This is a genomic window from Flagellimonas sp. S3867, assembly GCF_014698935.1.
Taxonomy (GTDB): domain Bacteria; phylum Bacteroidota; class Bacteroidia; order Flavobacteriales; family Flavobacteriaceae; genus Flagellimonas.
The window spans coordinates 182,617-206,599 of sequence record NZ_JACVMN010000003.1; the positions used below are offsets into that span (position 1 = coordinate 182,617).

Here is a 23,983-nt window from a genome sequence, read left to right on the forward strand (position 1 = left end):
GATATAAAAGATTGGAAGACAAAATAGCATTTGATATTCATAGTTTGGGAGAAACCAAATACAAATCTCCCCTTCAGTTAAGCACTGTTAGGGGAGATAGTATTTTTAATTTTGTTGATGAGAAGGACAGAATGGTTTTTGACCTTTCTATGGAGCATTATCAACAATGTGTTTCCAATCAAGACGAACCCTTATGTCTTGAAAAAGCAGGCCCGCGACAGCAGATATTTTTTGACCCCGCTAAAACTACTGCTGCAATTGTGACTTGCGGTGGACTATGTCCAGGGATCAATAATGTCATTCGCGGTGTGGTAATGGCACTTCATTACTTTTATGGTATAAAACGAACTTTGGGAGTTCCGTATGGTTATGAAGGCCTAAACCCGGCATTTGGTCATGAATTGATTGAATTGAACCCTGATAAAGTTAAAGACATTCATCAATTTGGAGGAACCTTTTTAGGATCTTCCCGAGGAGGTCAAAGTGTTTCGGTAATGGTAGATACTTTAATTCAGAATAAGGTTGATATCCTTTTTGCCATTGGTGGAGATGGCACCCTAAAGGGTGTAGATGCCATTGGTGAGGAAATCGAGAAAAGAAATGCAAAAATCAGTGTGGTTGGAATTCCAAAAACCATAGATAATGATATCGACTTAATTGATAAATCTTTTGGTTTTGAAACTGCTTTCGATGTGGCAAGTCCCATATTAAGAGATGCCCATAATGAAGCGGCTGGAGCTTACAACGGAATTTCCATTGTAAAATTGATGGGAAGGGACAGCGGATTTATTGCTGCTTCGGCTTCACTTGCCATGCCTGTGGTGAATTTTGTATTGGTTCCCGAAATGGACTTTGCATTGGAGGGTGAAAACGGTTTTTTGGAGGCCCTGCGAAAACGACTTGAACATAAAAAACATGCCGTTATTGTTGTGGCAGAAGGAGCAGGACAACATTTGTTCCAACAAAAAAGTGAAGTCAAAGATGCATCAGGAAATGTAAAACATGCCGATATCGGTCTTTTCTTAAAAGAAAAAATTAAAGAATATTTTACAGATATTCCTGTCACTATAAAGTACATTGACCCTAGTTATATTGTTCGAAGCGCTCCTGCAAACTCCAGTGATAGTGTTTACTGCGGAAGGCTAGCTTACCATGCTGTTCACGGAGCAATGGCTGGCAAAACAAGATTTGTGGTAAGCAAGGTCAATAACAAGTATGTTTACATCCCCATTTCTGAGGTGACCAAAAAGCGAAAAAAGATTGAACTCGAAAGCGAATTCTGGTTTTCGGTTTTGCAGAGTACCGGTCAACCCTTCTCTCTTAAATAGCCCACCCAATTTTCAAACTGTGACAAATGTCATTTTTTTCCCTTGCCCAAGTCGGTAATTTGGTGTAAACATTAATGCAAATTGTCATGGTAGTAAACATTCAATATCAGAAAATGCAAACAAGTGAATCGTTGAACAAACTCTTGTTGAAAAAGCTCGACAGGCTTGGAAAAAATTACAGCTGGTTGATCAAGGCCAACGTACTTTTTAAAATTGAAAATGACAGAGCTGGTGAAGACAAGGTTTGCGAGATTGAATTGAGTGCTCCTGGACCACGCCTTTTTGCGAAGTCGAAATCTAACGATTTTGAAAAATCCATGTCCGAAACCGTGGATGATCTTAAACGACAGTTGGAGAAAAGACAAGGGATGTTTATTGCCCATTAACGATGAGTGCTTCAGAGCTTGATTTGGAGCGAATCAAAACCTTTTACAATGAAAACTAAATTGTTAATCCTTAGTATTTTGATTTTATCGGGATGCTCTTCCACCAAGTTGGTAAGTACATGGAAAAACCCGGATATTGTATTATTTGATGCGTACAAAGTGCTAGTTGTTGGAATGGCCCAAGATGAGAACGTTCGTATTGAATTTGAGACTCGTTTAAAAGAAAGGTTGAACAAAAAAGGAGTTGAAGCTATGCGGAGCATAGATCTTTTTGATGTGCAATTTACTTCTTCAGAAAAATCGGAGAAAGAATTATCAGAGGTTGAACAGCAGCTTTTGGACAAAGGTTTTGATGCCATTTTGTTTACAAAGGTGGTAGGCACAGAGAATAAAAGAACATTTCGTGAACGAATGCGGAATTTGAACAATATGTACACCGATTTTAGCAACGACTATTTGGAACATCAGGATATTTATTACGATTCTGGGTATTATGAAACTTTCAATATTTATCAAACTGAGACGTCCTTGTACTGTATTTGTGTGGACAAGGAAAGGGAATTGATTTGGAGGGGAAACATTGATGTTTCTGAACCGGTTAATATGGATAAGACCATTGATTCATACATCAAACTTATCGCGGAAAAAATGAAAGAGCAAGAGGTGCTCTTTTAGGCTTTTTTCATGAGCAAATGGGTGTTGGGCATTTATAAAAGGCCAATAAAATCCAATAAAATGCATATTGGGATTGCAACCAAAATAAGTACAAGCACAAATACCATTAGTCGTAAAAAGCCAACAAGCATCTTGCTGCCAAAGGAAACTTCATCAGTCATAATAGTGTAATTTCCTTCAATGTACGGAATTATTCAATTATCGATTATAAATTTTTTACCGTTATTCGATTAAAGGACAATTTTTAAGTATGTCCTGTTATGATCTACTCTTTTTTAATCAATTTTTTGGCTAATTCCTCTAAAGAAACTCCTTTTGTTTCTGGCATTTTAAAGATTGCCCATAAGAGTTGTAGTACCATCATACCGGCAAAAAAGTAATATATGTACCATACAGAGTCCTTCATGTAACCTTCTTGGCCATCAAGAAATAGTGGAGTCACCAAGGTAATCAATGCGGCAAAGACCCAATGTGTGCTTGTGCCCCAAGACTGTCCATAGGCACGAACACGATTTGGGAATATTTCGGAGATAAACACCCATATTACCGCACCTTGCCCTATGGCATGCGAAGCCACGAACAAACATATAAATAGGATGGTAAATGAAGGGGCCAATTGCTGTTGAAAACAAATACCCACCATAATCAAACTGAAGATATATCCTATGGATCCAATAATGATCAACTGACGGCGGCCTAATTTATCAAGCAATCTCACTCCAATAATGGTAAAAACCAAGTTTACAATGCCTATGGCTATAGAGTTGAAAAGCGATTCTTTTCCTCCCAGTCCTGCTTGTTCCAATATTTCGGGAGCATAATACAGGACAAAGTTTATTCCTGATAATTGATTGAAAAATGCAATGAAAAACCCCAACCATAAGATGTTCGAGTATTTTTTTTGAAATAGGCCGTCATTGGTGGTAGATTGATCGAGATTGGATTCGATTTCCCGAATTTGGTTTTCAGCCTCTTCTGGAGAATAAATTCTATTGAATACTTCCAGGGCTGCTTTGGTATCTTTTTTTTGTGAGATCAACCACCTTGGACTGTTTGGTATCTTCAATACCATGAGGGTGTACAGTAAGGCAGGAATAGCTTCAATTCCAAGCATCCAACGCCAGTCGTTCGCTCCATCAAAACCTTTGAGCGCCCAATTTGATATAAAGGCGATTAAAATTCCGAAAACAAGCCAAAATTGGTATAATCCTCCCAATTTTCCACGGTTACTGCTCGTAGTAATTTCAGAAATGTAAATAGGGGCAGCAACAGACGATACGCCGACCCCAATACCGCCAATAAAACGAAAGAAGGAAAATAGATATGGTTCAGGTGAAAAGGCACATCCCAGAGCGGAAATGAAAAAGAACACTCCTACCCAAAACAAGGTTCTTTTCCTGCCCAATATTTTTGTGGGGATTCCTCCAAGCAAAGCTCCGAGAACCGTTCCCCATAACGCCATGCTCATGATAAATGTGCCATGAAATAATGGACTTGTGTTCCAAAGTTCTTTAATAGGCAGGTTGGCCCCGCTGATGACAACGGTATCAAAACCAAATAAAAAACCCGCTAAAGCAGCGGTGAGTGAAATTCTAAAAATGCGATTTTTCATATAAAAGTCGGTTCGTATTGGCCTGCGGAAGTTAGAGAAAAGTTTTGATATGATCTAGGATCAAGTTGGTGGCCCCTCTATTTTCATTAACATAAGACGCGTTTATTGTTCCGGTTTTCCGCATAAAATCAACATCGGTTATAAAACGATCCATAAGACTTTTGAACTCCGACGGATTGGTGATCACCAAAATCCCTTTATTGTCCACTAAATCCTCTGCCTCTTTAAAACCTTCGTACTTAGGGCCAATTACTATGGGAATGCCAAAAGTTGCGGGCTCAAGGGTGTTATGTAATCCTGTAGCGAAGGCTCCTCCGACATAGGCGACATTGGCATAACTGTAAATTTTGGTCAGTAGTCCAATGGTGTCAACAATCAGCACTTCAAAATCAGCAAGACTTTTATCTTCTATCTCGGAAAAACAAATGGATTTTTTATGGATGATGTTTTTCAAACCATCAATATGTCCTTGTTTTATGTTATGGGGAGCGATTACAAACTTTGTTGGGGCATCTGTTGAATTTATATACTCGACAAGTAATTTCTCATCTTCAGGCCAACTGCTGCCCGCTACCATGCAAAAATGGTTGTTTTTAAATTTCTCCATAAAGTCAAGATGGTTGTCTTGCCCCATTATTTTTGAAACCCTATCAAAACGCGTATCACCACTGATGGTAACATTATCATACCCGATTGATTTCAACAGTGCTTCGGAAGTTTTGTCTTGGACAAAGAAATGTGAAAAAGCGCCTAGAGTTTTTCGCATAAAACCGCCATACCACTTAAAGAAAATCTGTTTTTTTGAAAATATGGCCGAAATCAAAAAGGTTGGAATGTTTCTTTGCTTCAGTTCATGTAAATAATTTGGCCAAATTTCATATTTCACAAAAATTGCCACTTCAGGATTTACCATTTCCAAAAACCGCTTTGCGTTGAATTTTGTGTCCAATGGTAGATAAACAACAGCATCTGCAATGGGGGAGTCCTTTTTGATTTCATACCCCGATGGGGAAAAAAAAGTTAGTACAATTTTATATGATGAATAGTGGACTCTGAGTTTCTCTAAAATGGGCAGCCCTTGTTCATATTCTCCCAATGAAGCAACATGCATCCAAATGACCTTTTCATTGGTCAAGTGTTTTGCACTTAAAATCGCTCGCGTTCGTTTTCTGCCTTTAACAAAAAGGCTGATTTTTGTGTTAAAGATTGCAATTAGGTGCAATACGATCCAAGTAAAGTGCAGTAGAATGTTATAAAGTGAACGCACTGAAATCATTTTCCGCTAAAATACATTCTTTCAGCAATAGGCCATCGCCGCTTTATTTCTTAATTTTGTTTACTCACATATTTTTCGGATGAAGAAAATTCAAATGGTTGACCTTAAAGGTCAATATGAGGGCATAAAAGAACAGGTAAATACCTCCATTGCCGAAGTCCTCGATTCCTCAGCTTTTATCAATGGTCCACACGTTCATTCTTTTCAAAAAGAACTGGAAGATTATTTGGGGGTGAAACATGTAATTCCATGCGCCAACGGAACAGATGCACTTCAAATTTGTATGATGGGACTTGGTTTGGAGCCAGGCGATGAGGTTATTACGGCCGACTTCACATTTGCTGCAACCGTGGAGGTAATAGCGCTGCTGAACCTGACCCCTGTTTTGGTGGATGTTGAGCCTGATACCTTCAATATTGACCCAAAAGCAATTGAAAAAGCCATTACGCCAAAGACAAAGGCAATAGTTCCTGTGCATTTATTTGGCCAATGTGCGAATATGGATGCGATTATGGAACTGGCCGAAAAACATAATCTTTTTGTAATTGAAGATAATGCCCAAGCAATAGGAGCAACCCATACATTTCAAAATGGGAAAAAACAAAAAGCCGGAACCATAGGGCATGTCGCATCAACCTCTTTTTTCCCATCCAAGAATTTGGGATGTTATGGAGATGGTGGCGCAATTTTCACCAATGATGATGATTTGGCACATACCATTCGTGGAATAGTAAATCATGGAATGTATACAAGATATCACCATGATGTTGTAGGGGTAAACTCCCGATTGGATTCTATTCAGGCAGGTGTGTTAAGGGCAAAGTTACCCAATTTGGATAGCTACAATAAAAAGCGAAGAGAGGCAGCCAAAAAATATTCCAAAGCTTTTGAAGGACAGCCCAATATTGTTGTCCCAAAAATACTGCAAGAGGGTCCGGAGGGTCACGTGTTTCATCAGTATACCCTTTGTATTTTGAACGAAAAAAGAGACAATCTTGTGCAACATTTAAATGATAACGGCGTTCCATGTGGAGTATATTATCCAATTCCGCTGCACCTGCAAAAGGCTTACACGGATGAGCGATATGATGAGGCTGATTTTCCGGTGACCAATCAGTTGATCAAAGAGGTAATTTCGCTTCCAATGCATACGGAACTGGATGACGAGCAAATTGAATTTATCACCAACCTGATCATTGACTTTATAAATAATTAACCATGAAAATACTTGTAACAGGAGGCCTGGGATTTATAGGTTCCCACACTGTTGTGGAACTTCAAAATGAAGGTTTTGAAGTTGTTATTATCGATAATCTTTCTAATTCTTCAGAGGATGTTCTGGATGGAATTGTTGCAATTACCGGGCAGCAACCTGTTTTTGAAAAGTTTGACCTTAGAGAAAAATCCAAAGTACAAGATTTCTTTGCAAGACATCACGATATAGAAGGAGTTATTCATTTTGCCGCATCCAAAGCAGTGGGTGAAAGTGTCGAAGAACCCTTGTTATATTATGAAAACAATCTTGGGGTTTTGGTATATATGCTTCAAGAGCTTACCAAAAAAGATAAGGGCAACTTTATATTTAGTTCCTCATGCACAGTTTACGGACAGGCAGATAAATTACCCATAACAGAAGATGCACCTGTTAAACCAGCAGAATCACCTTATGGCAACACCAAACAGGTAGGTGAGGAAATTATCAGGGATACCTGTAACGTAAATCCAGATTTATCAGCAATAGCACTTCGTTATTTTAATCCTGTGGGTGCCCATCCAACAGTTGAAATCGGGGAATTACCTATTGGAGTACCCCAGAATCTAGTGCCTTTTATCACACAAACAGGAGTTGGGTTAAGAGAACAACTTTCCGTGTTTGGAGATGACTATCCAACAAACGATGGTACCTGTATTCGAGATTATATTCATGTAGTTGATGTGGCCAAAGCACATGTGGTGGCATTGCAGCGTTTGTTGAATAAAAAGAATGAATCCAATTATGAAGTTTTCAACTTGGGAACAGGTAAAGGAAGTTCAGTTTTGGAAGTGATTAAGAGTTTTGAAAAAGTTTCTGGAGAAAAGTTGAACTACAAAATTGTAGATCGCAGAGCTGGTGATGTAATCCAAGCTTATGCCGATACACAAAAAGCCAATAATGAATTAGGATGGAAAGCACACTCCACTTTGGACGACTCCATGAAATCCGCATGGGATTGGGAACGAAAAATTCGCAACTAGAAATAAATTAAAGCCCATCCAAAAGATGGGCTTTTTTATTATTTGAGGTGTCGGTTATTCGGATTATGGTTTTCACAAAATCTATCCTTACATTTAAAACCATAATTAGCTAACTCAAATAAAATGAAAAACTTTCTTCTATTTTCTTTTTCACTGTGCTGTTCTATAATATTTGCTCAGGACACCTATTTACATTGTGGAAATATTGTTGATGTAAATTCTGGTAAAGTACTCTCCGAAAAAACCATTGTTGTTTCTGGAAAAACTATTAAGTCCATTCAAAATGGGTATCAAACGGGTGATACGGATGACATCGTTGTTGACTTAAAAAACAAGACCGTCCTCCCAGGATTCATAGATATGCATGTCCATATTGAAGGCGAGTCAAGCCCAACTCGCTACTTAGATCGTTTCACTAAAAATGAGGCTGATGTGGCATTTCAGTCAACAATTTATGCAAAACGAACTTTATTGGCTGGCTTTACTACTGTTAGGGATTTAGGCGGTTCCGGAGTAAATATTGCTCTTCGTAAGGCCATAGCAAAAGGCTTGGTAGTAGGGCCACGAATTTTTACCGCTGGCAAGGCAATTGGAACTACTGGAGGACATGCTGACCCAACCAATGGAATGAAAAAGTCCTTGATGAGTGATCCAGGACCAAAAGAAGGTGTGGTCAACTCCCCAGAAGATGCTCGAAAAGCGGTTAGACAGCGCTATAAAGATGGGGCAGATGTTATTAAAATAACAGCTACTGGAGGGGTTTTGAGTGTAGCCAAAAGTGGACAGAATCCTCAATTTACTGTTGAAGAAATTAAGGCTATCGTTGAAACAGCGAAAGATTATGGAATGCTAACAGCTGCTCATGCCCATGGTGATGAAGGTATGCGTAGAGCTATCCAAGCAGGTATAAAAACAATTGAGCATGGTACCTTAATGAAGGAGCCCACTATGGATTTGATGGTAAAACACAACACCTACCTAGTGCCGACTATCTCTGCAGGTAAAGCTGCTGCACAAATGGCGGAAATTGCAGGCTTTTTACCTCCAATTGTTGCTATAAAAGCTAGAGAGATAGGTCCGGTAAGTGAGAAAAATTTCAAAAAAGCATATGAAAAAGGAGTGCCCATTGCTTTCGGTACTGATGCTGGTGTATCACCCCATGGTGACAATGGAAAAGAATTTACTTATATGTATGAAGCAGGTATGCCAGTGATTGATGCATTGCGTTCCGCTACGATAACCAATGCAGAACTCCTAGGTATGAAAAATGAACTAGGGCAACTAAAAAAGGGTTTTATCGCAGATATTGTTGCTGTTGATGATAACCCTCTAAATAATGTCAAGACGCTGGAAAATGTTGTCTTTGTAATGAAAGAAGGAAAAATTCACAAATCTGAGTAAGTCCTTAAGCAGGAATTGGACGTAAATACGATATGAATTCCAATTTCAATACAAGTTTGGAAATACTGCAATCGGCACGAGAGGAATTGCTGTACAATAAATTGTTGCAACAGATTAAAAAAGATTTCACTTTAGCCAATGTAGAGTTGAAGCTTTTCGATGGAATGGAACCAACCCAGCTCAAAGATGTTCTTCATGAGAAAATCTACTTTTTGTTATTGGAAAAGTTTCAACAATATCTAAATCTGCTGTATATAATTGATATTCCCGAAAAGGAATTGAAGAAAATTCGTTCGCTTGATGCTGTGGATGCATCTTCGGAAGTGTGTTTTTTAATACTGAAAAGGGAATGGCAGAAGGTTTGGTTTAAAAACAAATATAACACCTAGGCGGATTTTGTCAAATATGCCCAAGTTTGTTGACCTAACTTTAGTATTTGTTGTATTTTTGATTAAATTTTTGGATAGGTTTTAGCTAAAAACTGTCAATGGATAAATATTCATTTTTAAATGCTGCGCATACCTCATTTTTTGCGGAGCTGTACGATAAATACCTAACAAGCCCCGATAGCCTTGAGCCCAGTTGGAGGGCTTTTTTTCAAGGATTCGATTTCGGTCTTGAAAGCTCATTGGATGAACTTGATTTGACTGGGGCGAACGGAACGTTGTCATTGGCCAACGGTCAAGAAATCGAAATCCCTCAATCGCTTCAAAAAGAATTTCAAGTCATAAAACTGATTGATGGCTATCGAACCCGCGGGCATCTATTTACCCAAACAAATCCCGTTCGCGAGCGAAGAAAGTATGATCCCACTTTGGACCTGTCCAATTTTGGACTTTTAGATTCAGATTTGGATACGGTATTCGATGCCGGAAAAGTTATTGGAAAAGGACCAAGTGCCCTTCGGGAAATAATCGCCCATTTAGAACACATTTATTGTGACGCCATTGGGGTGGAGTACATGTATATTCGTACCCCAGAACGTATTCAATGGATTCAAGATTGGCTAAATGTCAACGACAATCATCCAAATTTTTCTCCAGAAGAAAAGAAAAATATTCTTAGAAAACTTAATGAAGCAGTTTCCTTCGAAGGCTTTTTACATACAAAGTATGTAGGCCAAAAACGCTTTTCTTTGGAAGGTGGCGAATCATTGATTCCAGCTTTGGATGTTATTATCGAAAAAGCGGCAGATGCAGGGGTCAAGCAATTTGTAATGGGGATGGCTCACCGTGGACGTCTGAACGTATTAACGAACATCTTTGGGAAATCGCCAAAAGATATTTTCAGTGAGTTCGATGGCAAAGACTATGAAGAAACCATCTTTGATGGAGATGTGAAGTATCATTTAGGTTGGACATCCAGGCGTGAAACCGATTCTGGGAAAGTGGTCAATATGAACATTGCACCAAATCCCTCACATTTAGAAACCGTCAACTCCATTGTCGAAGGAATCTCCCGGGCCAAACAAGATCGTTATCACCAAGAAAATGTATCCGAAGTACTACCAATTTTGGTACACGGCGATGCTGCTTTTGCCGGGCAGGGAATTGCCTATGAAATTATTCAAATGGCCCGCTTGGATGGATACCATACTGGCGGAACCATTCATATAGTGGTCAACAACCAAATTGGGTTTACCACCAATTATTTAGATGCCAGATCATCTACCTATTGTACAGATGTTGGCAAGGTCACATTATCACCAGTACTTCATGTAAATGCAGATGATGCCGAAGCTGTGGTTCACGCAGCAACTTTCGCGTTGGAGTATCGTATGCGCTACAAAAGAGACGTCTTTTTGGATTTATTGGGATACCGTAAATACGGACATAACGAAGGAGATGAGCCAAAATTTACCCAACCGCTGCTATACAAATCCATATCCAAGCATAAGAATCCGAGAGATATTTATGCAGAACGTTTGATTGCAGAAGGTGTCATTGATAAGGATTATGTAAAAAGCCTTGAGGCGGAGTACAAGAAAAACCTTGAAGAAAACTTATTAGATTCCCGTAAGGTTGAAAAGACTCGAATTACTCCGTTCATGCAAGATGAATGGGAAGGCTTTGGTCAGGTAGTAGAAGACGCAATGTTGGGGGAAATAAAAACTTCGTACCCGCAGAAAAAATTAGATGCCATTGCCAAGAGCATAACAGCACTTCCAGAAGGAAAGAAATTTCTACGAAAATTGGAGCGATTGGTAGGCGCACGGAACAAGATGTATTTTGAAGATAACCAGCTCGATTGGGCCATGGGAGAATTATTGGCCTATGGTTCGTTGATTGAAGAAGGTTATGATGTACGCATGACCGGGCAAGATGTAGAACGAGGAACATTCTCGCATCGTCATGCGGTGATTAAAACCGAAATGCATGAGGAAGAAGTCACCTTGTTGAATGAACTGGGAGTCAATCAAAATGGAAAATTCCATATCTATAACTCCTTACTATCCGAATATGCCGTAATGGGCTTTGATTATGGGTACGCCATGGCAAGTCCAAAAACGTTGACCATTTGGGAAGCACAATTTGGAGATTTCAGTAATGGAGCGCAGATTATCATAGATCAATATCTTTCCTCAGCGGAGGACAAATGGAAATTACAAAACGGATTGGTGCTTTTGTTGCCACATGGCTATGAAGGCCAAGGCGCGGAACACTCTTCTGCCCGGATGGAGCGCTATTTGCAACTATGTGCAAAAGACAATATGTATGTTGCAGATGTGACCACACCGGCAAACATGTTCCATTTGTTGCGTAGGCAAATGAAAGCTGATTTTAGAAAGCCGTTGGTAGTCTTTACTCCTAAAAGTTTGCTGAGGCACCCTAAAGTATTGTCAACAAAAGAAGAAATGGCCAAAGGAAGTTTCCAAATGGTCATTGATGATACGGCAGCTCCAGCCTCCAAGGCAAAAACAGTGGTATTCTGTACCGGTAAGTTCTACTACGATCTATTGGCTAAAAAAGAGGAATTAAAGCGGGATGATGTGGCCTTGGTACGAGTGGAACAATTGTTTCCTGTACCGGCTAAAGAGATGCAGAGCATCCTGAAAAAATATAAAAATGCAGATGATGTGGTCTGGGCACAAGAAGAGCCTAGAAATATGGGAGCTTGGGGACATTTATTGATGCATTTTGATGAAGCAAAACAATTTAGAGTGGCATCCCGAAGATTTTATGGGGCACCGGCTGCAGGTAGTGCGGTCCGATCTCAAAGAAGGCATGCCCAAGTTATAGAATATGTCTTTGATAAGACCAAGGACAACATGGTAAGAAGATAAATTACAAAAGCATAAAACTAGAATAAGATGGTTTTAGAAATGAAAGTTCCCTCTCCAGGGGAATCGATTACCGAAGTGGAAATTGCAGAATGGTTGGTGCAAGACGGGGATTATGTAGAGAAAGATCAGGCAATAGCCGAAGTTGATTCAGATAAAGCAACTTTAGAACTTCCAGCTGAGGAAAGTGGAATTATAACCCTAAAGGCTGAAGAGGGTGATGCCGTTGCCGTAGGTGAGGTGGTTTGCTTAATCGACACCAGTGCTGCCAAACCCGAGGGTGACGCGGCGCCCGTTGCAAAGGAAACCAAGGAAGAACCAACCAAAGCTGAAGCTCCGAAACCAGCTGAGGCAAAAAAAGAAACCTATGCATCAGGAACACCATCTCCAGCAGCCAAAAAGATTTTGGATGAGAAAGGCATTGATGCTGCTTCAGTTTCTGGAACCGGAAGAGATGGTCGTATTACCAAAGATGATGCGGTAAAAGCCGTGCCATCTATGGGAACTCCGACCGGTGGAAATAGGGGAGAATCCCGTTCCAAATTATCAATGCTGCGCAGAAAGGTGGCCGAACGTTTGGTTGCTGCCAAAAATGAAACCGCGATGTTGACCACCTTCAACGAAGTGGATATGTCGCCTATTTTTGCGCTGCGTAAACAATACAAAGAAACTTTCAAAGAAAAGCATGGGGTAAGCTTGGGATTCATGTCCTTCTTCACCAAAGCGGTTGTGCGTGCTTTGGAAATGTATCCTGCCGTAAATTCCATGATCGATGGCAAAGAAATGCTGTCCTATGATTTTTGTGATATCAGTATAGCAGTTTCTGGTCCAAAAGGATTGATGGTCCCTGTAATCCGAAATGCGGAAAATCTAACCTTTAGGGGCGTCGAAGCTGAAGTAAAACGTTTGGCAATTCGAGCTAGGGAAGGCGAGATTACCGTGGATGAAATGACCGGAGGAACCTTCACCATAACTAATGGAGGTGTATTTGGTTCAATGCTGTCAACACCTATTATCAACCCACCACAAAGCGCTATTTTAGGAATGCACAATATTGTGGAACGACCCATTGCCAAAGATGGTCAAGTGGTCATTGCGCCTATCATGTATGTGGCACTTTCTTATGATCATAGAATTATTGATGGAAAAGAATCCGTAGGATTCTTGGTGGCTGTAAAAGAAGCATTGGAAAGTCCAGAAGAATTGTTGATGGAAGGCAATGTAAAAAAAGCATTGGAGCTTTAAAAAGCATTCAACTAACATAATAACAGCCTTTACTTTTTCAAGTAGAGGCTTTTTTTGTCATAATCAATAACAGCCTGCCCTTTTTTGAGCACATCGGCACCAATAATGCCATCCACAGGAAGAGAATTATGTGAAGTCAAGGCTTGGTTCACATGAACTAAATCAAACAAGACAATTTTCTGTTTTTTCTTTTTCCAATCTCCAATCTGGATTTTGTTTTTAGCGGAGACCAAGGTTTCCATTTCAGTGGCTCCGGCTCCGGCAGCCTTGATTTCAGAAACTTCCGAGACCATTTTAAAAAGATTAATTTTGTCCATATCAACGCAAGTGTTGGAAGCGCCTGTGTCCAAAATAAACCTTCCTGAGATTCCATTGATTTTTGCCGATATCTCAAAGTGGTTGGTTTCGGTAAGCACTAAAGGAATGTTAACATAACTTTTGGCTTTCAAATACTTTTTAAGGGATTTCATATTTTAATTGTCCCCATAAGGAGGCTTTTTAGATGTTTTTATTCTTGCCAATTCATTCAAACATTTAAAGATAAACCTATTTTTGCTTTATGATAATAACGGACACCCACACCCACTTATATAGCGAGGCCTTTGATGAAGATAGAGCCACCATGATTCAAAATGCTTTGGATGCTGGAGTGCAACGCTTCTTTATCCCGGCAATTGATTCCACCTATACGAGTGCGATGTTGGATTTGGAAAACAGATATCCCGAAAATATCTTTTTGATGATGGGATTGCATCCTACCCATGTAAAAGAAAATTACAAAGATGAACTGGCCCATGTGGAACAGTTGTTTTCCGAAAGAAGTTTTTATGCCGTAGGTGAAATAGGCATTGACCTATATTGGGACAAAACCTTTTTAAAACAGCAGCAAGAGGCATTTGTATATCAAATCCGATTGGCCAAACAGCATAAACTTCCTATTGTGATTCACAGTAGGGAATCCTTTAATGAGATTTTTGAAATTTTGGAACAGGAGAAAAGTGATGAGCTCTATGGAATCTTTCATTGCTTTACGGGAAACTTGGAGCAGGCGCAGAAGGCCATATCTTATAATATGAAATTGGGCATAGGTGGCGTGGCCACATTTAAAAATGGGAAAATTGACCAATTTCTAAACGAAATTGATTTAAAACATATAGTTCTTGAAACAGATTCGCCCTATTTGGCCCCTGTTCCATATCGTGGAAAACGAAACGAAAGTGCCTATATAATTAAGGTATTGGAAAAGCTATCCTCAATTTATGGCTTATCCATGGATGAAATAGCACTTATAACCACAGAGAACTCCAAAGAAATATTTGGCATATAACATATGAAGGACAAGACCAATATTCTGCTCATTTATACCGGAGGAACCATAGGTATGGTGAAGGATTACAAAACGGGAGCGTTAAAAGCTTTTGATTTTAAGGAACTGATATCCAACATTCCCGAGTTGAACCAACTTGATTGTAGATTAAAAGGAATTTCCTTTGAAGAACCCATTGATTCATCCAATATGAATCCCAAGCATTGGGCCACTATTGCCACAATGATTGAGGATAACTATGACCAGTATGACGGGTTTGTGGTACTTCATGGAAGCGATACCATGAGTTATTCTGCATCGGCCTTGAGCTTCATGTTGGAGAACTTGTCCAAACCGGTGATCTTTACGGGGTCACAACTTCCCATTGGAGATTTACGCACCGATGCCAAAGAAAATCTGATTACTTCTATTCAAATAGCTGCTTTAAAAGAAAAGGGTAAGCCCGTTGTTCAAGAGGTCGGATTGTATTTTGAATACAAGTTGTACAGGGCCAATAGAACCACCAAAATAAATGCCGAGCACTTTGAGGCATTTACTTCACCAAATCATCCACCATTGATTGAGTCCGGGGTGCATTTGAATATACATTACACCAATCTTTTAAGAATACCAGGCCAAAAAAAAACATTACAGGTGCATAAAACCATGGATGATAATATAGCTGTGCTTAAGCTGTTTCCTGGACTTAATGAATCGGTTTTGAAATCAATATTGGGAATTCCGGGGCTCAAGGCATTGATTCTTGAAACCTATGGTGCAGGCAACGCTCCAATGGATGAATGGTTTTTGAAAGAACTGAAAAAGGCTGCCTTAAGCGGATTGCATATTATTAATGTTACCCAGTGTTCCGGTGGTGGTGTGGCCATGGGCCACTATGAGACCAGCGCGAAGCTAAAAGAGATGCAATTGGTTAACGGAAAGGATATTACGACCGAGGCTGCAATAACCAAAGCAATGTACTTATTGGGCAGTAAAATTTCAGGGAAACTCTTTAAGACAATTTTTGAGACATCGCTTCGTGGTGAAATGCACTAAAATTAACTGCTTAAATTTTATTAACTAATTATTTTTTTGTTTATTGGTCGGCCTAACTATAACAATAGAGAGGTGGCCGAGTGGTCGAAGGCGCACGCCTGGAAAGTGTGTATACACCAAAAGTGTATCGAGGGTTCGAATCCCTTCCTCTCTGCTAGGTATTTTAATTTTGCAATTATAAAATTTTTATATCTTTAACATTATTAACTAACTAAATTTAAGTTTGAAAGAAATGAAAAAAATATCCTTTACTCTGGCTGCTGCCGGAATGTTTGTTTTGGGAACTACAAATGCATCAGCGGCTATACTACAAGACGAAGCTGCGGCCGAAGCCAGCAAAGGTTTCACTCAAGTATTAAAAGAACAGTTCATTCAAGGGGGTCCTGCCTTCATGGGAATTGTACTATTATGTCTAATCTTGGGATTGGCGGTCGCAATTGAAAGAATTATTTATTTGAATCTAGCTAGCACTAATTCAGCTAAGCTTAAGCAACAAGTGGAAGATGCATTGGCATCTGGTGGTGTCGAAGCTGCCAAAGAAGTATGCAGAAACACAAAAGGACCTGTTGCTTCTATTTTCTACCAAGGATTGGATAGAGCAGGCGAAGGACTGGAATCTGCAGAGAAAGCTGTCGTTGCCTACGGAGGTGTACAAATGGGACAGTTGGAAAAGAACGTTTCATGGTTATCCCTATTTATCGCCATTGCACCGATGCTTGGGTTCATGGGTACGGTAATCGGTATGATCGCGGCCTTCCAGAAAATTGCAGCTGTGGGTAACTTGAGTGCATCTTTGATCGCTGGAGATATTCAGGTAGCATTATTAACAACCGTATTTGGTTTGATCACTGCAATTATCCTTCAGATTTTCTACAACTATATCATTGCTAAAATCGATAGTATCGTAAACGACATGGAAGACTCCTCTATATCTTTAATAGATATGTTGGCGGCGCACAAGAAATAATTACGAAATTTAAACTATCGGGAATCATGAATAAAATAATTAAAATAGTACTGATTGTCATTGGACTGGTAGCCACCGTTTTATGGTTTGGTATGCCATCAAGTGATGATCCAGATGCGATAAACAGTGGTTCTATGAACTTCATGTTCATAATCATGTATCTGCTGTTGGCCATTGCTGTGGTCTCAACAGTGTTTTTTGGACTTAAAAAATTGCTCTCCACTCCAGGCAGCCTTAAAAAGGCATTGTTTGGCATTGGTGGTTTAGCAATAGTTGTTGCTATTTCTTACGGACTTTCTTCTGGAGATGAAGCAAAAGCAGTAGCCGACGCAATGGCTGATAAGGGAGCAACCGAAAGTACAGTTAAGAATATTGGTATGGGATTAAATGTATTCTTTATCCTTACAGCTGTAGCAGTTGCACTTATGGTGTTGCCAGGATTGAAGAAAATGTTTGTTAAGTAAAAACCTAAAGTTATGCCTAGAAGAAAAGGAGCACCAGAAGTTAATGCTGGTTCCATGGCAGACATAGCTTTCCTGTTACTTATCTTTTTCTTGGTTACCACAACCATAGAAACTGATGCCGGACTGGATCGTATGTTGCCTCCTATGGAACCGCCCGAGGAAGACGTGGTAATTAAACAAAAGAACATTTTTACGGTAAACATCAATAAAAATGGTCAATTGTTGGTCGAGGATGAGTTGATGCAGCTTAAAGGTTTAAGAAATGCGGCTATCGCTTTTCTTGAAAACGGAGCTGATGGATCTTGCAACTACTGTAAAGGTAGAAGAGACCCAGGTTCGTCAGATAATCCCACTAAGGCTATTATCTCTTTAAAGAATGATCGCGAAACCAAGTACAGTACCTATATCACGGTACAAAATGAATTGGTTGGTGCTTACAACGATTTAAGAGATAGGGAGTCCCAACGAATTTTTGGTCGAGATTTTACGGATATGGAAAAAGAGTATCTAAATCCGGAAACCGCATCAAGTATTAGGGATGACCTTAAAGACAAAGTAAAGCGAATTCAAGATATGTTTCCTCAGAAATTGTCGGAAGCAGAAACAACAAGTAACTAAAGTAAATAACATATGGCAAAGTTTGCAAAAAAGAAAGATGGCGATTTGCCTGCGGTTTCTACCGCATCGTTGCCAGATATCGTATTTATGTTATTGTTCTTTTTCATGACGGTAACTACGATGAAAGATAGTTCTTTGTTGGTTGAGAATACGCTTCCAAACGCAACTGAAATTAAGAAGTTGGAGAAAAAAGACCGGGTAATCTATATTTATGTAGGTAGGCCTACGCAAGAATATCAAAAAGTTTTTGGTACAGAACCAAAAATTCAATTGAATGATAAGTTTGCAAGTGTAGAAGAAGTCGGTTCTTATATTTTGGCTGAGCGTGCCAAAAAACCACAAGAAATACAGAATGTTTTAACTACTGCGTTGAAAGTTGATAAGGATGCCAATATGGGTCTTATCGCAGATATTAAACAACAGTTAAGAGAAGTAAATGCCCTAAAGGTCAACTATACGACCTATGAAGGCGATGCTTTTAATAATTTGCAGTAAGCTATAACTTAGATTTAGTGAAAAACGCTCCAAGTTCAATACTTGGAGCGTTTTTTTATGCCATAGTGTGAGGTTTGTTTTGGAATAATTGTTGTGATACCTAAATACCCTTTAAGGGATAAAATCGAATCATTAATCCAACTAAACATTTTATTATGGCTAGAAATAATGAGATTCCAGAAGTGAATGCAGGGTCAATGGCCGACATTGCCTTTCTATTGTTAATCTTCTTTCTGGTAACCACGACCATTCAGACCGATGTCGGTATCGACAGAAAATTACCACCCCAAGAAACTACCCCTCCACTTCCGATTAACGAACGAAACATTTTCAGGGTAAGTCTAAACAAGAATGATGAACTCTTTGTAGAAGGTGATGTATTATCCATTGACCAATTGAAAACCTCAGCCATAACCTTCTTGGATAATGGAGGAAGCTCAAAAGAGGATGCCAATCACTGCAACTATTGCAAAGGGGAACACAGAGTTGATTCTTCGGATAACCCACAAGAGGCAATAATTGCCTTTAACAGTGACCGTGAAGCCAGCTATGGAATGTATATAAGAGTACAAAATGAGCTCACGGCGGCATATACGGCATTAAGAAACCGAGAAGCCCAAAGAATGTTCAATATGGATTTTGTGGATATGGAGGAAATTTATTTTGATGTCAAAACATCTGTCCAAACGAAGAAAAAGCTTAAAACAGAAATAAGCCAAATACGGAATATGTATCCCATGAAGTTATCCGAAGCCGAAACAAAGTTTAACCTGTAACCGTGCCATTTATGAAAATTTCAAAGAAAACTACAAATAGACTCCCAGCAGTTTCAACAGCGTCCTTGCCCGATATTGTATTTATGCTTTTGTTCTTTTTTATGACAGTTACGACTATAAAGGACAATACATTGCTCGTGGACAACAATCTCCCTAGTGCGGATAAGGTAAAAGAATTGACCAAAAAGGATAGGATAATAGAGATTTTTGTCGGAAAACCGTCGCCAGAATTAGCAACCATCTTAGGTGCCGAACCAAAAATACAACTGGACGATAGATTGGCTCATGTAAAGGATGTTGGCCCTTATGTGCTGTCTGAGTTGGCCAAAAAACCAGATGCAATCCGAAATTTGGTTACCGTTTCATTAAAGGTTGACAAAAATGTTAATGTGGGAATAGTTTCCGATATCAAACAGGAGCTTCGAAAGGTGAATGTGCTCAAGGTAAATTATACCACATATGAAGGTAGTCCGGAAAGAATTTCACAATAAATAAACAGGGTGGGTGTAAAAACAATCCAAATGTGTAATTTGGATTGTTTTTAGTATCAACGTATTTCTACATGAAACATTACTGCGTTTCCATTGTATTGCTGCTCTTTTTTTTGGGCCATTCCCAAGAAAATCCACCTACCAAACAATATGGAGATAAATACTTGGAAGACCAATTTTATATTGGTCTAGGATTTAATCTTTTGATGAACAAGCCAACAGATGTCGCTCAAACCAGTTTATCGTATAATCTACAAACCGGTTTCATAAAGGATATACCCTTTAACGCAAAGCGTAATTTTGGTATTGGCGTTGGTTTTGGGTACGCGACCAATTCATATTATAGCAATATTGTGGCCACCCAGGCAAACAATACCATTGCCTATCAAGTTGGTGGTGTAGAAGATTTCAGAAGAAGTAAATTTGAAACACACGCAATCGAACTACCTTTTGAACTTCGGTGGCGGACATCCAATGCAAGTGACTATAAATTTTGGCGCATATATACTGGTGCAAAATTTGGCTATGTGTTTGCTGGAGAATCTAGATTGTTGACCGAATTGGATAAATCAGGATTTTCAAACGATGACATCGAGAAACTACAATATGGATTAATGTTGAGTTTTGGATATAATACCTGGAATGTACATGCTTATTACAGCTTAAATCCGTTGCTAAAAGATGATGTTATGATTAATGGTGGAGAGTCCATTGATCTACGTGTGCTCCGAATAGGAGTGATTTTCTATATTTTATAGCCAGTATTTTAGGGTAATCAACTGAGAACAAAACCCTATTAAAAACCCTATCAACAACTCAACCCTACTATGAGCCTTAAGATACAATCTGGAAGTGGCCACAAGTCCGGTGAGTAGGGTAAAAATGCTTATGGCCAAGGTAATATTGATTTCAAAATGGATGCTCAAACCAATCATGAACATCAACAAGCTTCCCATTCCCATAAGATGAATACTGGTCTTAAATTTTATGAATAAGAGAATTAAAGCAGCCCCTGTTGCGGTCAATAAACCTGTGAAAAAGTAAAATAATTCGTGCACGTAATTGTTAGGAATCACTTTGTACAGAATCATCAACAATAAGACACAACTGATATACAGAGGATATTTTCGTTCTTTTATAGTAGGTAAAAAAATAGAACTGATAACACCAAGGTTTTTAAGAATCAGAAAAAAAATGATGGGAATAATTACCGTAAGAATAAAGATGGGAAGAACATTGCCGCTCTGAATCTCTAGCGAGCTTGCCTTTGGAGTTACCAAAAAATAAAATACCGTTCCTCCAATGGGAATAAACAAAGGGTGAAAAATATAAGAGATGATGTTAAGGAAGTGGCGCATTAGATTTGCTTTCTAAGCCTGGCAACTGGTATTCCCAATTGTTCCCTATACTTGGCCACAGTACGACGGGCAATAGGGTATCCACGTTCTTTTAGTATCTTGGCCAATTTATCATCAGTAAGTGGTTTTTTCTTTTCTTCCTCACCGATAACATTTTCCAATATTTTTTTAATTTCCTTGGTCGAAACATCCTCTCCCTGCTCATTTTTCATGGACTCCGAGAAGTATTCCTTAATGAGTTTGGTGCCGTAGGGAGTATCCACATATTTGCTGTTGGCAACCCTTGAAACTGTTGAAACGTCCATATGAATCTGGTCGGCAATATCTTTTAAGATCATGGGCCGAAGCATTCGCTCATCACCACTCAAAAAATAATCTTTTTGGTAGTTCATAATAGCGTTCATGGTAATGAATAAGGTCTGCTGCCGTTGTTTAATGGCATCTATAAACCATTTTGCCGCATCCAGCTTCTGTTTAATGAACAAAACAGTATCTTTTTGGGACTTTGATTTCTCCTTGGAACTTTTATAGCCTTGCAACATATTATTGTATTCCTTGGAAACATGGAGCTCGGGTGCATTTCTTCCGTTTAGGGTGAGTTCCAGTTCGCCCTCAACAATTCTAATGGAGAAATCGGGCACAATATGCTCAATAATTCTTGTGTTTCCAGCGTAAGAACCACCGGGTTTGGGATTTAACCTTTCAATCTCTGAAATGGCATCTTTTAGCTCTTCTTCGCCAATATGGTGCTTCTGCAATAATTTGGAATAATGCTTTTTGGTGAATTGATCAAAGGATTTTTCCAATATCGCAATGGCCAGTTCTATAGAAGGCGTTTTCTCTTTTCGTTTCAATTGAAGTATTAAACACTCATCCAAAGAACGAGTGGCAACCCCTGGGGGATCTAAAGCCTGAACGGTTTTGAGAACATCCTTTATTTTGGCTTCCTCTACATAAATATTCTGGGTAAAGGCAAGATCGTCCATGATGTCGGTCAATGGCCTGCGTATGTAACCACTTTCATCCACACTGCCCACCAAAAACTCTGCAATGGCCCATTCCTCATCATCCAAATAAACGGTATTGAGCTGATTGATCAAATATTGGTTAAAAGACATCCCAGCCGCATAGGGAATACTTTTTTCATCATCATCTGGGCTATAGTTGCTCGTTTGGGTTCTGTAATCAGGAATCTCATCGTCACTCAGATAGTCATCAATGTTGATTTCCTCAGCGGAAATACTTTCGCTATCTGCGGCATCATCATAATCGTCTTCATACCCATCCTCAATGGTATCATTTTCGGCCTTCCCACTTTCCAATGCGGGGTTTTCCTCCAACTCCTGTTTCAGTCGCTGTTCAAAAGCCTGTGTGGGCAATTGAATCAACTTCATCAACTGAATCTGCTGTGGAGACAGTTTTTGGGAAAGCTTAAACTGTAAATGTTGTTTTAGCATGAGGATTGATTTGCAATCTTCCTTCTTATAAATTTAAGAATTCAATTTAAAACTCTGCGTTCTGCGGAGTTCTTGGGTATGGTATTACATCTCTTATATTACCCATTCCGGTGGCAAACTGTACCATACGCTCAAATCCGAGTCCAAATCCACTATGGACAGCGGTTCCAAATCGACGAAGATCTAAATACCACCATAGTTCCTTTTCATCGATATCCAGGTCCTTGATTTTCTGTTGCAACACTTCTAACCGTTCTTCACGCTGAGATCCACCAGCGATTTCACCAATTCCGGGAAACAATACGTCCATGGCCCTAACCGTTTTTCCATCTTCGTTCAATCGCATATAAAATGCTTTGATATTCGCTGGATAATCAAAAAGAATTACGGGACATTTAAAATGTTTCTCCACTAAAAAGCGTTCATGTTCACTTTGTAGGTCGGCTCCCCATTCGTTAATAAGAAACTGGAATTTCTTCTTTTTATTGGGCTTACTGTTCTTTAATATATCGATAGCTTCGGTGTAGGAGACCCGTTTAAAATTATTGTCAACCACAAATTTCAACTTTTCAATAAGGGACATGTCCGAACGCTCATTTTGGGGTTTGGTTTTTTCCTCATCCAAAAGACGTTTTTCTAGAAATTGAAGATCATCTTCACAATGGTCCAAAACATATTGAGCTATCGATTTAATGAAATCTTCTGCCAAATCCATGTTGGCATCAAGATCATTAAAGGCCACTTCAGGTTCTACCATCCAAAATTCGGCTAGATGTCTGGAGGTATTGGAGTTCTCTGCCCTAAATGTGGGGCCAAATGTATACACTTTACCTAATCCCATGGCATAGGTCTCTGCTTCCAATTGCCCTGAAACGGTTAGATTGGTTTCTTTTCCAAAGAAATCTTCGGTATAATCTACTTCGTTATTGGCATTCAACGTAGGACTCTTTGGGTCCAAAGTGCTTACTCTGAACATTTCGCCTGCGCCTTCTGCATCGGAACCCGTTACAATTGGGGCATGCATATAATAGAATCCGTTTTGCTGAAAATAGTTGTGTATGGCAAAAGCCAAAGTGGACCGGACCCGCATCACTGCTGAAAAGGTATTGGTGCGTACTCTAAGGTGTGCTTTTTCCCGCAAAAACTCCAAAGAGTGTTTTTTGGGTTGAATTGGATAGGTTTCCGGATCTGCGGCTCCATGAACAAAAACGTCAGTAGCTTGAATTTCAATGTTCTGTCCTCTTCCTTGACTTTCTACCAGTGTGCCGGTAACTTTCAAAGCTGCTCCGGTTGATACTTGCTTTAGCAAATCTTCATCAAAATTTTCAAAATCGACAACGCATTGCAAATTGTGAATGGTAGAACCGTCATTCAACGCAATAAATCTATTGCTTCGGAAGGTTTTCACCCATCCGTTCACTTCTACATTTTCTCCTACTGGTTGCTTTTTAAGCAATTCTTTTATGGAATAAGAGCTCATTTTAATTTGTCCTGAAATTAAGCGGTAAAGATAGCTTTTTGATGAAATATGAAGGCAATACCAAGGGTATATTTATA

Annotated in this window: 24 protein-coding genes and 1 tRNA gene; 19 read left to right on the plus strand and 6 right to left on the minus strand. The window is 39.3% G+C overall.

Translation table 11 applies throughout. The annotated features are described in order from the left end of the window. The first annotated feature begins 11 nt into the window (after positions 1-11). From IAG46_RS14245 to IAG46_RS14255, 3 genes are all read left to right on the plus strand, one after another. Entirely contained in the window at positions 12-1,328 is a 1,317-nt protein-coding gene (locus tag IAG46_RS14245; RefSeq protein WP_190811059.1) for an ATP-dependent 6-phosphofructokinase, read from the plus strand. Between the two features lie 86 nt (positions 1,329-1,414). Continuing rightward, positions 1,415-1,714: an HPF/RaiA family ribosome-associated protein gene (locus IAG46_RS14250; RefSeq protein WP_190811060.1), complete on the plus strand. Its 300-nt coding sequence runs from the start codon at positions 1,415-1,417 to the stop codon at positions 1,712-1,714. A gap of 48 nt (positions 1,715-1,762) precedes the next feature. Then, complete coding sequence (locus tag IAG46_RS14255; protein WP_190811061.1) at positions 1,763-2,389, plus strand: hypothetical protein; 627 nt, start codon at positions 1,763-1,765, stop codon at positions 2,387-2,389. Positions 2,390-2,654: 265 nt separating this feature from the next. Here IAG46_RS14255 and IAG46_RS14260 read toward each other — a convergent pair whose 3' ends face one another. Both IAG46_RS14260 and IAG46_RS14265 read right to left on the minus strand, forming a co-directional pair. After that, positions 2,655-4,001: a sugar porter family MFS transporter gene (locus IAG46_RS14260; protein ID WP_190811062.1), complete on the minus strand. Its 1,347-nt coding sequence runs from the start codon at positions 3,999-4,001 to the stop codon at positions 2,655-2,657. A 31-nt stretch (positions 4,002-4,032) separates the two neighbouring features. Next, positions 4,033-5,277 carry a 3-deoxy-D-manno-octulosonic acid transferase gene (locus tag IAG46_RS14265; protein ID WP_223826719.1) on the minus strand — a complete coding sequence of 415 codons (1,245 nt, stop codon included), beginning with the start codon at positions 5,275-5,277 and terminating at the stop codon, positions 4,033-4,035. 79 nt (positions 5,278-5,356) lie between these two features. On the opposite strand from IAG46_RS14265, the gene IAG46_RS14270 reads away from it, so the two are divergent. From IAG46_RS14270 to odhB, 6 genes are all read left to right on the plus strand, one after another. Next, a complete protein-coding gene (locus IAG46_RS14270; protein WP_190811064.1) occupies positions 5,357-6,493 on the plus strand; it encodes a DegT/DnrJ/EryC1/StrS aminotransferase family protein in 1,137 nt (378 codons plus the stop codon). A gap of 2 nt (positions 6,494-6,495) precedes the next feature. Next, positions 6,496-7,512, plus strand: a complete 1,017-nt coding sequence (galE, locus tag IAG46_RS14275; protein ID WP_190811065.1) for a UDP-glucose 4-epimerase GalE — start codon at positions 6,496-6,498, stop codon at positions 7,510-7,512. A 123-nt stretch (positions 7,513-7,635) separates the two neighbouring features. Continuing rightward, complete coding sequence (locus IAG46_RS14280; protein ID WP_190811066.1) at positions 7,636-8,913, plus strand: amidohydrolase family protein; 1,278 nt, start codon at positions 7,636-7,638, stop codon at positions 8,911-8,913. 32 nt (positions 8,914-8,945) lie between these two features. Continuing rightward, positions 8,946-9,302 (plus strand): hypothetical protein, encoded by a 357-nt coding sequence (locus IAG46_RS14285; RefSeq protein ID WP_190811067.1) that lies wholly within the window; start codon positions 8,946-8,948, stop codon positions 9,300-9,302. Positions 9,303-9,400: 98 nt separating this feature from the next. Further along, positions 9,401-12,196 carry a 2-oxoglutarate dehydrogenase E1 component gene (locus IAG46_RS14290; protein WP_190811068.1) on the plus strand — a complete coding sequence of 932 codons (2,796 nt, stop codon included), beginning with the start codon at positions 9,401-9,403 and terminating at the stop codon, positions 12,194-12,196. Between the two features lie 27 nt (positions 12,197-12,223). Further along, positions 12,224-13,438, plus strand: coding sequence for a 2-oxoglutarate dehydrogenase complex dihydrolipoyllysine-residue succinyltransferase (gene odhB / locus IAG46_RS14295; protein WP_190811069.1), 1,215 nt, complete (start codon positions 12,224-12,226; stop codon positions 13,436-13,438). 29 nt (positions 13,439-13,467) lie between these two features. Here the strand turns inward: odhB and IAG46_RS14300 are convergent, their stop codons facing one another. Next, the gene (locus IAG46_RS14300) at positions 13,468-13,908 is read right to left on the minus strand and encodes a retropepsin-like aspartic protease (RefSeq protein WP_190811070.1); all 441 of its coding nucleotides are present in this window, start codon (positions 13,906-13,908) and stop codon (positions 13,468-13,470) included. An 89-nt stretch (positions 13,909-13,997) separates the two neighbouring features. Between IAG46_RS14300 and IAG46_RS14305 the strand changes: the two genes are divergently transcribed. The 10 genes from IAG46_RS14305 to IAG46_RS14350 all read left to right on the plus strand — a co-directional run bounded on the left by IAG46_RS14305 (position 13,998) and on the right by IAG46_RS14350 (position 20,369). Then, a complete protein-coding gene (locus IAG46_RS14305; RefSeq protein ID WP_190811071.1) occupies positions 13,998-14,765 on the plus strand; it encodes a TatD family hydrolase in 768 nt (255 codons plus the stop codon). 3 nt (positions 14,766-14,768) lie between these two features. Further along, a complete protein-coding gene (locus IAG46_RS14310; RefSeq protein WP_190811072.1) occupies positions 14,769-15,800 on the plus strand; it encodes an asparaginase in 1,032 nt (343 codons plus the stop codon). A 66-nt stretch (positions 15,801-15,866) separates the two neighbouring features. Beyond that, positions 15,867-15,954: transfer RNA gene (locus IAG46_RS14315), tRNA-Ser, on the plus strand. Between the two features lie 78 nt (positions 15,955-16,032). Further along, positions 16,033-16,767, plus strand: coding sequence for a MotA/TolQ/ExbB proton channel family protein (locus IAG46_RS14320; protein ID WP_190811073.1), 735 nt, complete (start codon positions 16,033-16,035; stop codon positions 16,765-16,767). Positions 16,768-16,793: 26 nt separating this feature from the next. Next, on the plus strand, positions 16,794-17,231 hold the full coding sequence (locus tag IAG46_RS14325) for a hypothetical protein (RefSeq protein WP_190811074.1): 438 nt from the start codon (positions 16,794-16,796) through the stop codon (positions 17,229-17,231). 12 nt (positions 17,232-17,243) lie between these two features. After that, positions 17,244-17,849 (plus strand): biopolymer transporter ExbD, encoded by a 606-nt coding sequence (locus IAG46_RS14330; RefSeq protein ID WP_190811075.1) that lies wholly within the window; start codon positions 17,244-17,246, stop codon positions 17,847-17,849. A gap of 12 nt (positions 17,850-17,861) precedes the next feature. Beyond that, positions 17,862-18,344 (plus strand): biopolymer transporter ExbD, encoded by a 483-nt coding sequence (locus IAG46_RS14335; RefSeq protein ID WP_190811076.1) that lies wholly within the window; start codon positions 17,862-17,864, stop codon positions 18,342-18,344. Positions 18,345-18,499: 155 nt separating this feature from the next. Beyond that, positions 18,500-19,120 (plus strand): biopolymer transporter ExbD, encoded by a 621-nt coding sequence (locus IAG46_RS14340; protein WP_190811077.1) that lies wholly within the window; start codon positions 18,500-18,502, stop codon positions 19,118-19,120. Between the two features lie 11 nt (positions 19,121-19,131). After that, positions 19,132-19,611 carry a biopolymer transporter ExbD gene (locus IAG46_RS14345; protein WP_190811078.1) on the plus strand — a complete coding sequence of 160 codons (480 nt, stop codon included), beginning with the start codon at positions 19,132-19,134 and terminating at the stop codon, positions 19,609-19,611. A 71-nt stretch (positions 19,612-19,682) separates the two neighbouring features. Continuing rightward, the gene (locus IAG46_RS14350; protein WP_190811079.1) at positions 19,683-20,369 is read left to right on the plus strand and encodes a porin family protein; all 687 of its coding nucleotides are present in this window, start codon (positions 19,683-19,685) and stop codon (positions 20,367-20,369) included. Here the strand turns inward: IAG46_RS14350 and IAG46_RS14355 are convergent. Genes IAG46_RS14355 through asnS form a run of 3 tightly spaced genes read right to left on the minus strand, consistent with a single transcriptional unit; the run spans position 20,364 to position 23,906 of the window. Beyond that, positions 20,364-20,969: a hypothetical protein gene (locus tag IAG46_RS14355; protein ID WP_190811080.1), complete on the minus strand. Its 606-nt coding sequence runs from the start codon at positions 20,967-20,969 to the stop codon at positions 20,364-20,366. The genes IAG46_RS14350 and IAG46_RS14355 overlap by 6 nt on opposite strands. Beyond that, a complete protein-coding gene (gene rpoN, locus IAG46_RS14360; RefSeq protein ID WP_190811081.1) occupies positions 20,969-22,426 on the minus strand; it encodes an RNA polymerase factor sigma-54 in 1,458 nt (485 codons plus the stop codon). The genes IAG46_RS14355 and rpoN overlap by 1 nt, the downstream gene beginning before the upstream one ends. Positions 22,427-22,472: 46 nt before the next feature. Next, on the minus strand, positions 22,473-23,906 hold the full coding sequence (gene asnS, locus IAG46_RS14365; RefSeq protein ID WP_190811082.1) for an asparagine--tRNA ligase: 1,434 nt from the start codon (positions 23,904-23,906) through the stop codon (positions 22,473-22,475). Positions 23,907-23,983 lie beyond the last annotated feature (77 nt).

What these genes read in the sequence shown, in the direction of transcription:
- IAG46_RS14345 (WP_190811078.1), top strand. Translation starts at nt 19,132, where the DNA reads ATGAAAATTTCAAAGAAAACTACAAATAGACTCCCAGCAGTTTCAACA.
- IAG46_RS14255 (WP_190811061.1), top strand. Translation starts at nt 1,763, where the DNA reads ATGAAAACTAAATTGTTAATCCTTAGTATTTTGATTTTATCGGGATGC.
- IAG46_RS14320 (WP_190811073.1), top strand. Translation starts at nt 16,033, where the DNA reads ATGAAAAAAATATCCTTTACTCTGGCTGCTGCCGGAATGTTTGTTTTG.
- IAG46_RS14270 (WP_190811064.1), top strand. Translation starts at nt 5,357, where the DNA reads ATGAAGAAAATTCAAATGGTTGACCTTAAAGGTCAATATGAGGGCATA.
- IAG46_RS14250 (WP_190811060.1), top strand. Translation starts at nt 1,415, where the DNA reads ATGGTAGTAAACATTCAATATCAGAAAATGCAAACAAGTGAATCGTTG.
- IAG46_RS14280 (WP_190811066.1), top strand. Translation starts at nt 7,636, where the DNA reads ATGAAAAACTTTCTTCTATTTTCTTTTTCACTGTGCTGTTCTATAATA.
- IAG46_RS14335 (WP_190811076.1), top strand. Translation starts at nt 17,862, where the DNA reads ATGGCAAAGTTTGCAAAAAAGAAAGATGGCGATTTGCCTGCGGTTTCT.
- IAG46_RS14265 (WP_223826719.1), bottom strand. Translation starts at nt 5,277, where the DNA reads ATGATTTCAGTGCGTTCACTTTATAACATTCTACTGCACTTTACTTGG.
- IAG46_RS14260 (WP_190811062.1), bottom strand. Translation starts at nt 4,001, where the DNA reads ATGAAAAATCGCATTTTTAGAATTTCACTCACCGCTGCTTTAGCGGGT.
- galE (WP_190811065.1), top strand. Translation starts at nt 6,496, where the DNA reads ATGAAAATACTTGTAACAGGAGGCCTGGGATTTATAGGTTCCCACACT.
- IAG46_RS14285 (WP_190811067.1), top strand. Translation starts at nt 8,946, where the DNA reads ATGAATTCCAATTTCAATACAAGTTTGGAAATACTGCAATCGGCACGA.
- odhB (WP_190811069.1), top strand. Translation starts at nt 12,224, where the DNA reads ATGGTTTTAGAAATGAAAGTTCCCTCTCCAGGGGAATCGATTACCGAA.
- IAG46_RS14305 (WP_190811071.1), top strand. Translation starts at nt 13,998, where the DNA reads ATGATAATAACGGACACCCACACCCACTTATATAGCGAGGCCTTTGAT.
- IAG46_RS14300 (WP_190811070.1), bottom strand. Translation starts at nt 13,908, where the DNA reads ATGAAATCCCTTAAAAAGTATTTGAAAGCCAAAAGTTATGTTAACATT.
- IAG46_RS14330 (WP_190811075.1), top strand. Translation starts at nt 17,244, where the DNA reads ATGCCTAGAAGAAAAGGAGCACCAGAAGTTAATGCTGGTTCCATGGCA.
- IAG46_RS14290 (WP_190811068.1), top strand. Translation starts at nt 9,401, where the DNA reads ATGGATAAATATTCATTTTTAAATGCTGCGCATACCTCATTTTTTGCG.
- IAG46_RS14350 (WP_190811079.1), top strand. Translation starts at nt 19,683, where the DNA reads ATGAAACATTACTGCGTTTCCATTGTATTGCTGCTCTTTTTTTTGGGC.
- rpoN (WP_190811081.1), bottom strand. Translation starts at nt 22,426, where the DNA reads ATGCTAAAACAACATTTACAGTTTAAGCTTTCCCAAAAACTGTCTCCA.
- IAG46_RS14340 (WP_190811077.1), top strand. Translation starts at nt 18,500, where the DNA reads ATGGCTAGAAATAATGAGATTCCAGAAGTGAATGCAGGGTCAATGGCC.
- asnS (WP_190811082.1), bottom strand. Translation starts at nt 23,906, where the DNA reads ATGAGCTCTTATTCCATAAAAGAATTGCTTAAAAAGCAACCAGTAGGA.
- IAG46_RS14325 (WP_190811074.1), top strand. Translation starts at nt 16,794, where the DNA reads ATGAATAAAATAATTAAAATAGTACTGATTGTCATTGGACTGGTAGCC.
- IAG46_RS14310 (WP_190811072.1), top strand. Translation starts at nt 14,769, where the DNA reads ATGAAGGACAAGACCAATATTCTGCTCATTTATACCGGAGGAACCATA.
- IAG46_RS14355 (WP_190811080.1), bottom strand. Translation starts at nt 20,969, where the DNA reads ATGCGCCACTTCCTTAACATCATCTCTTATATTTTTCACCCTTTGTTT.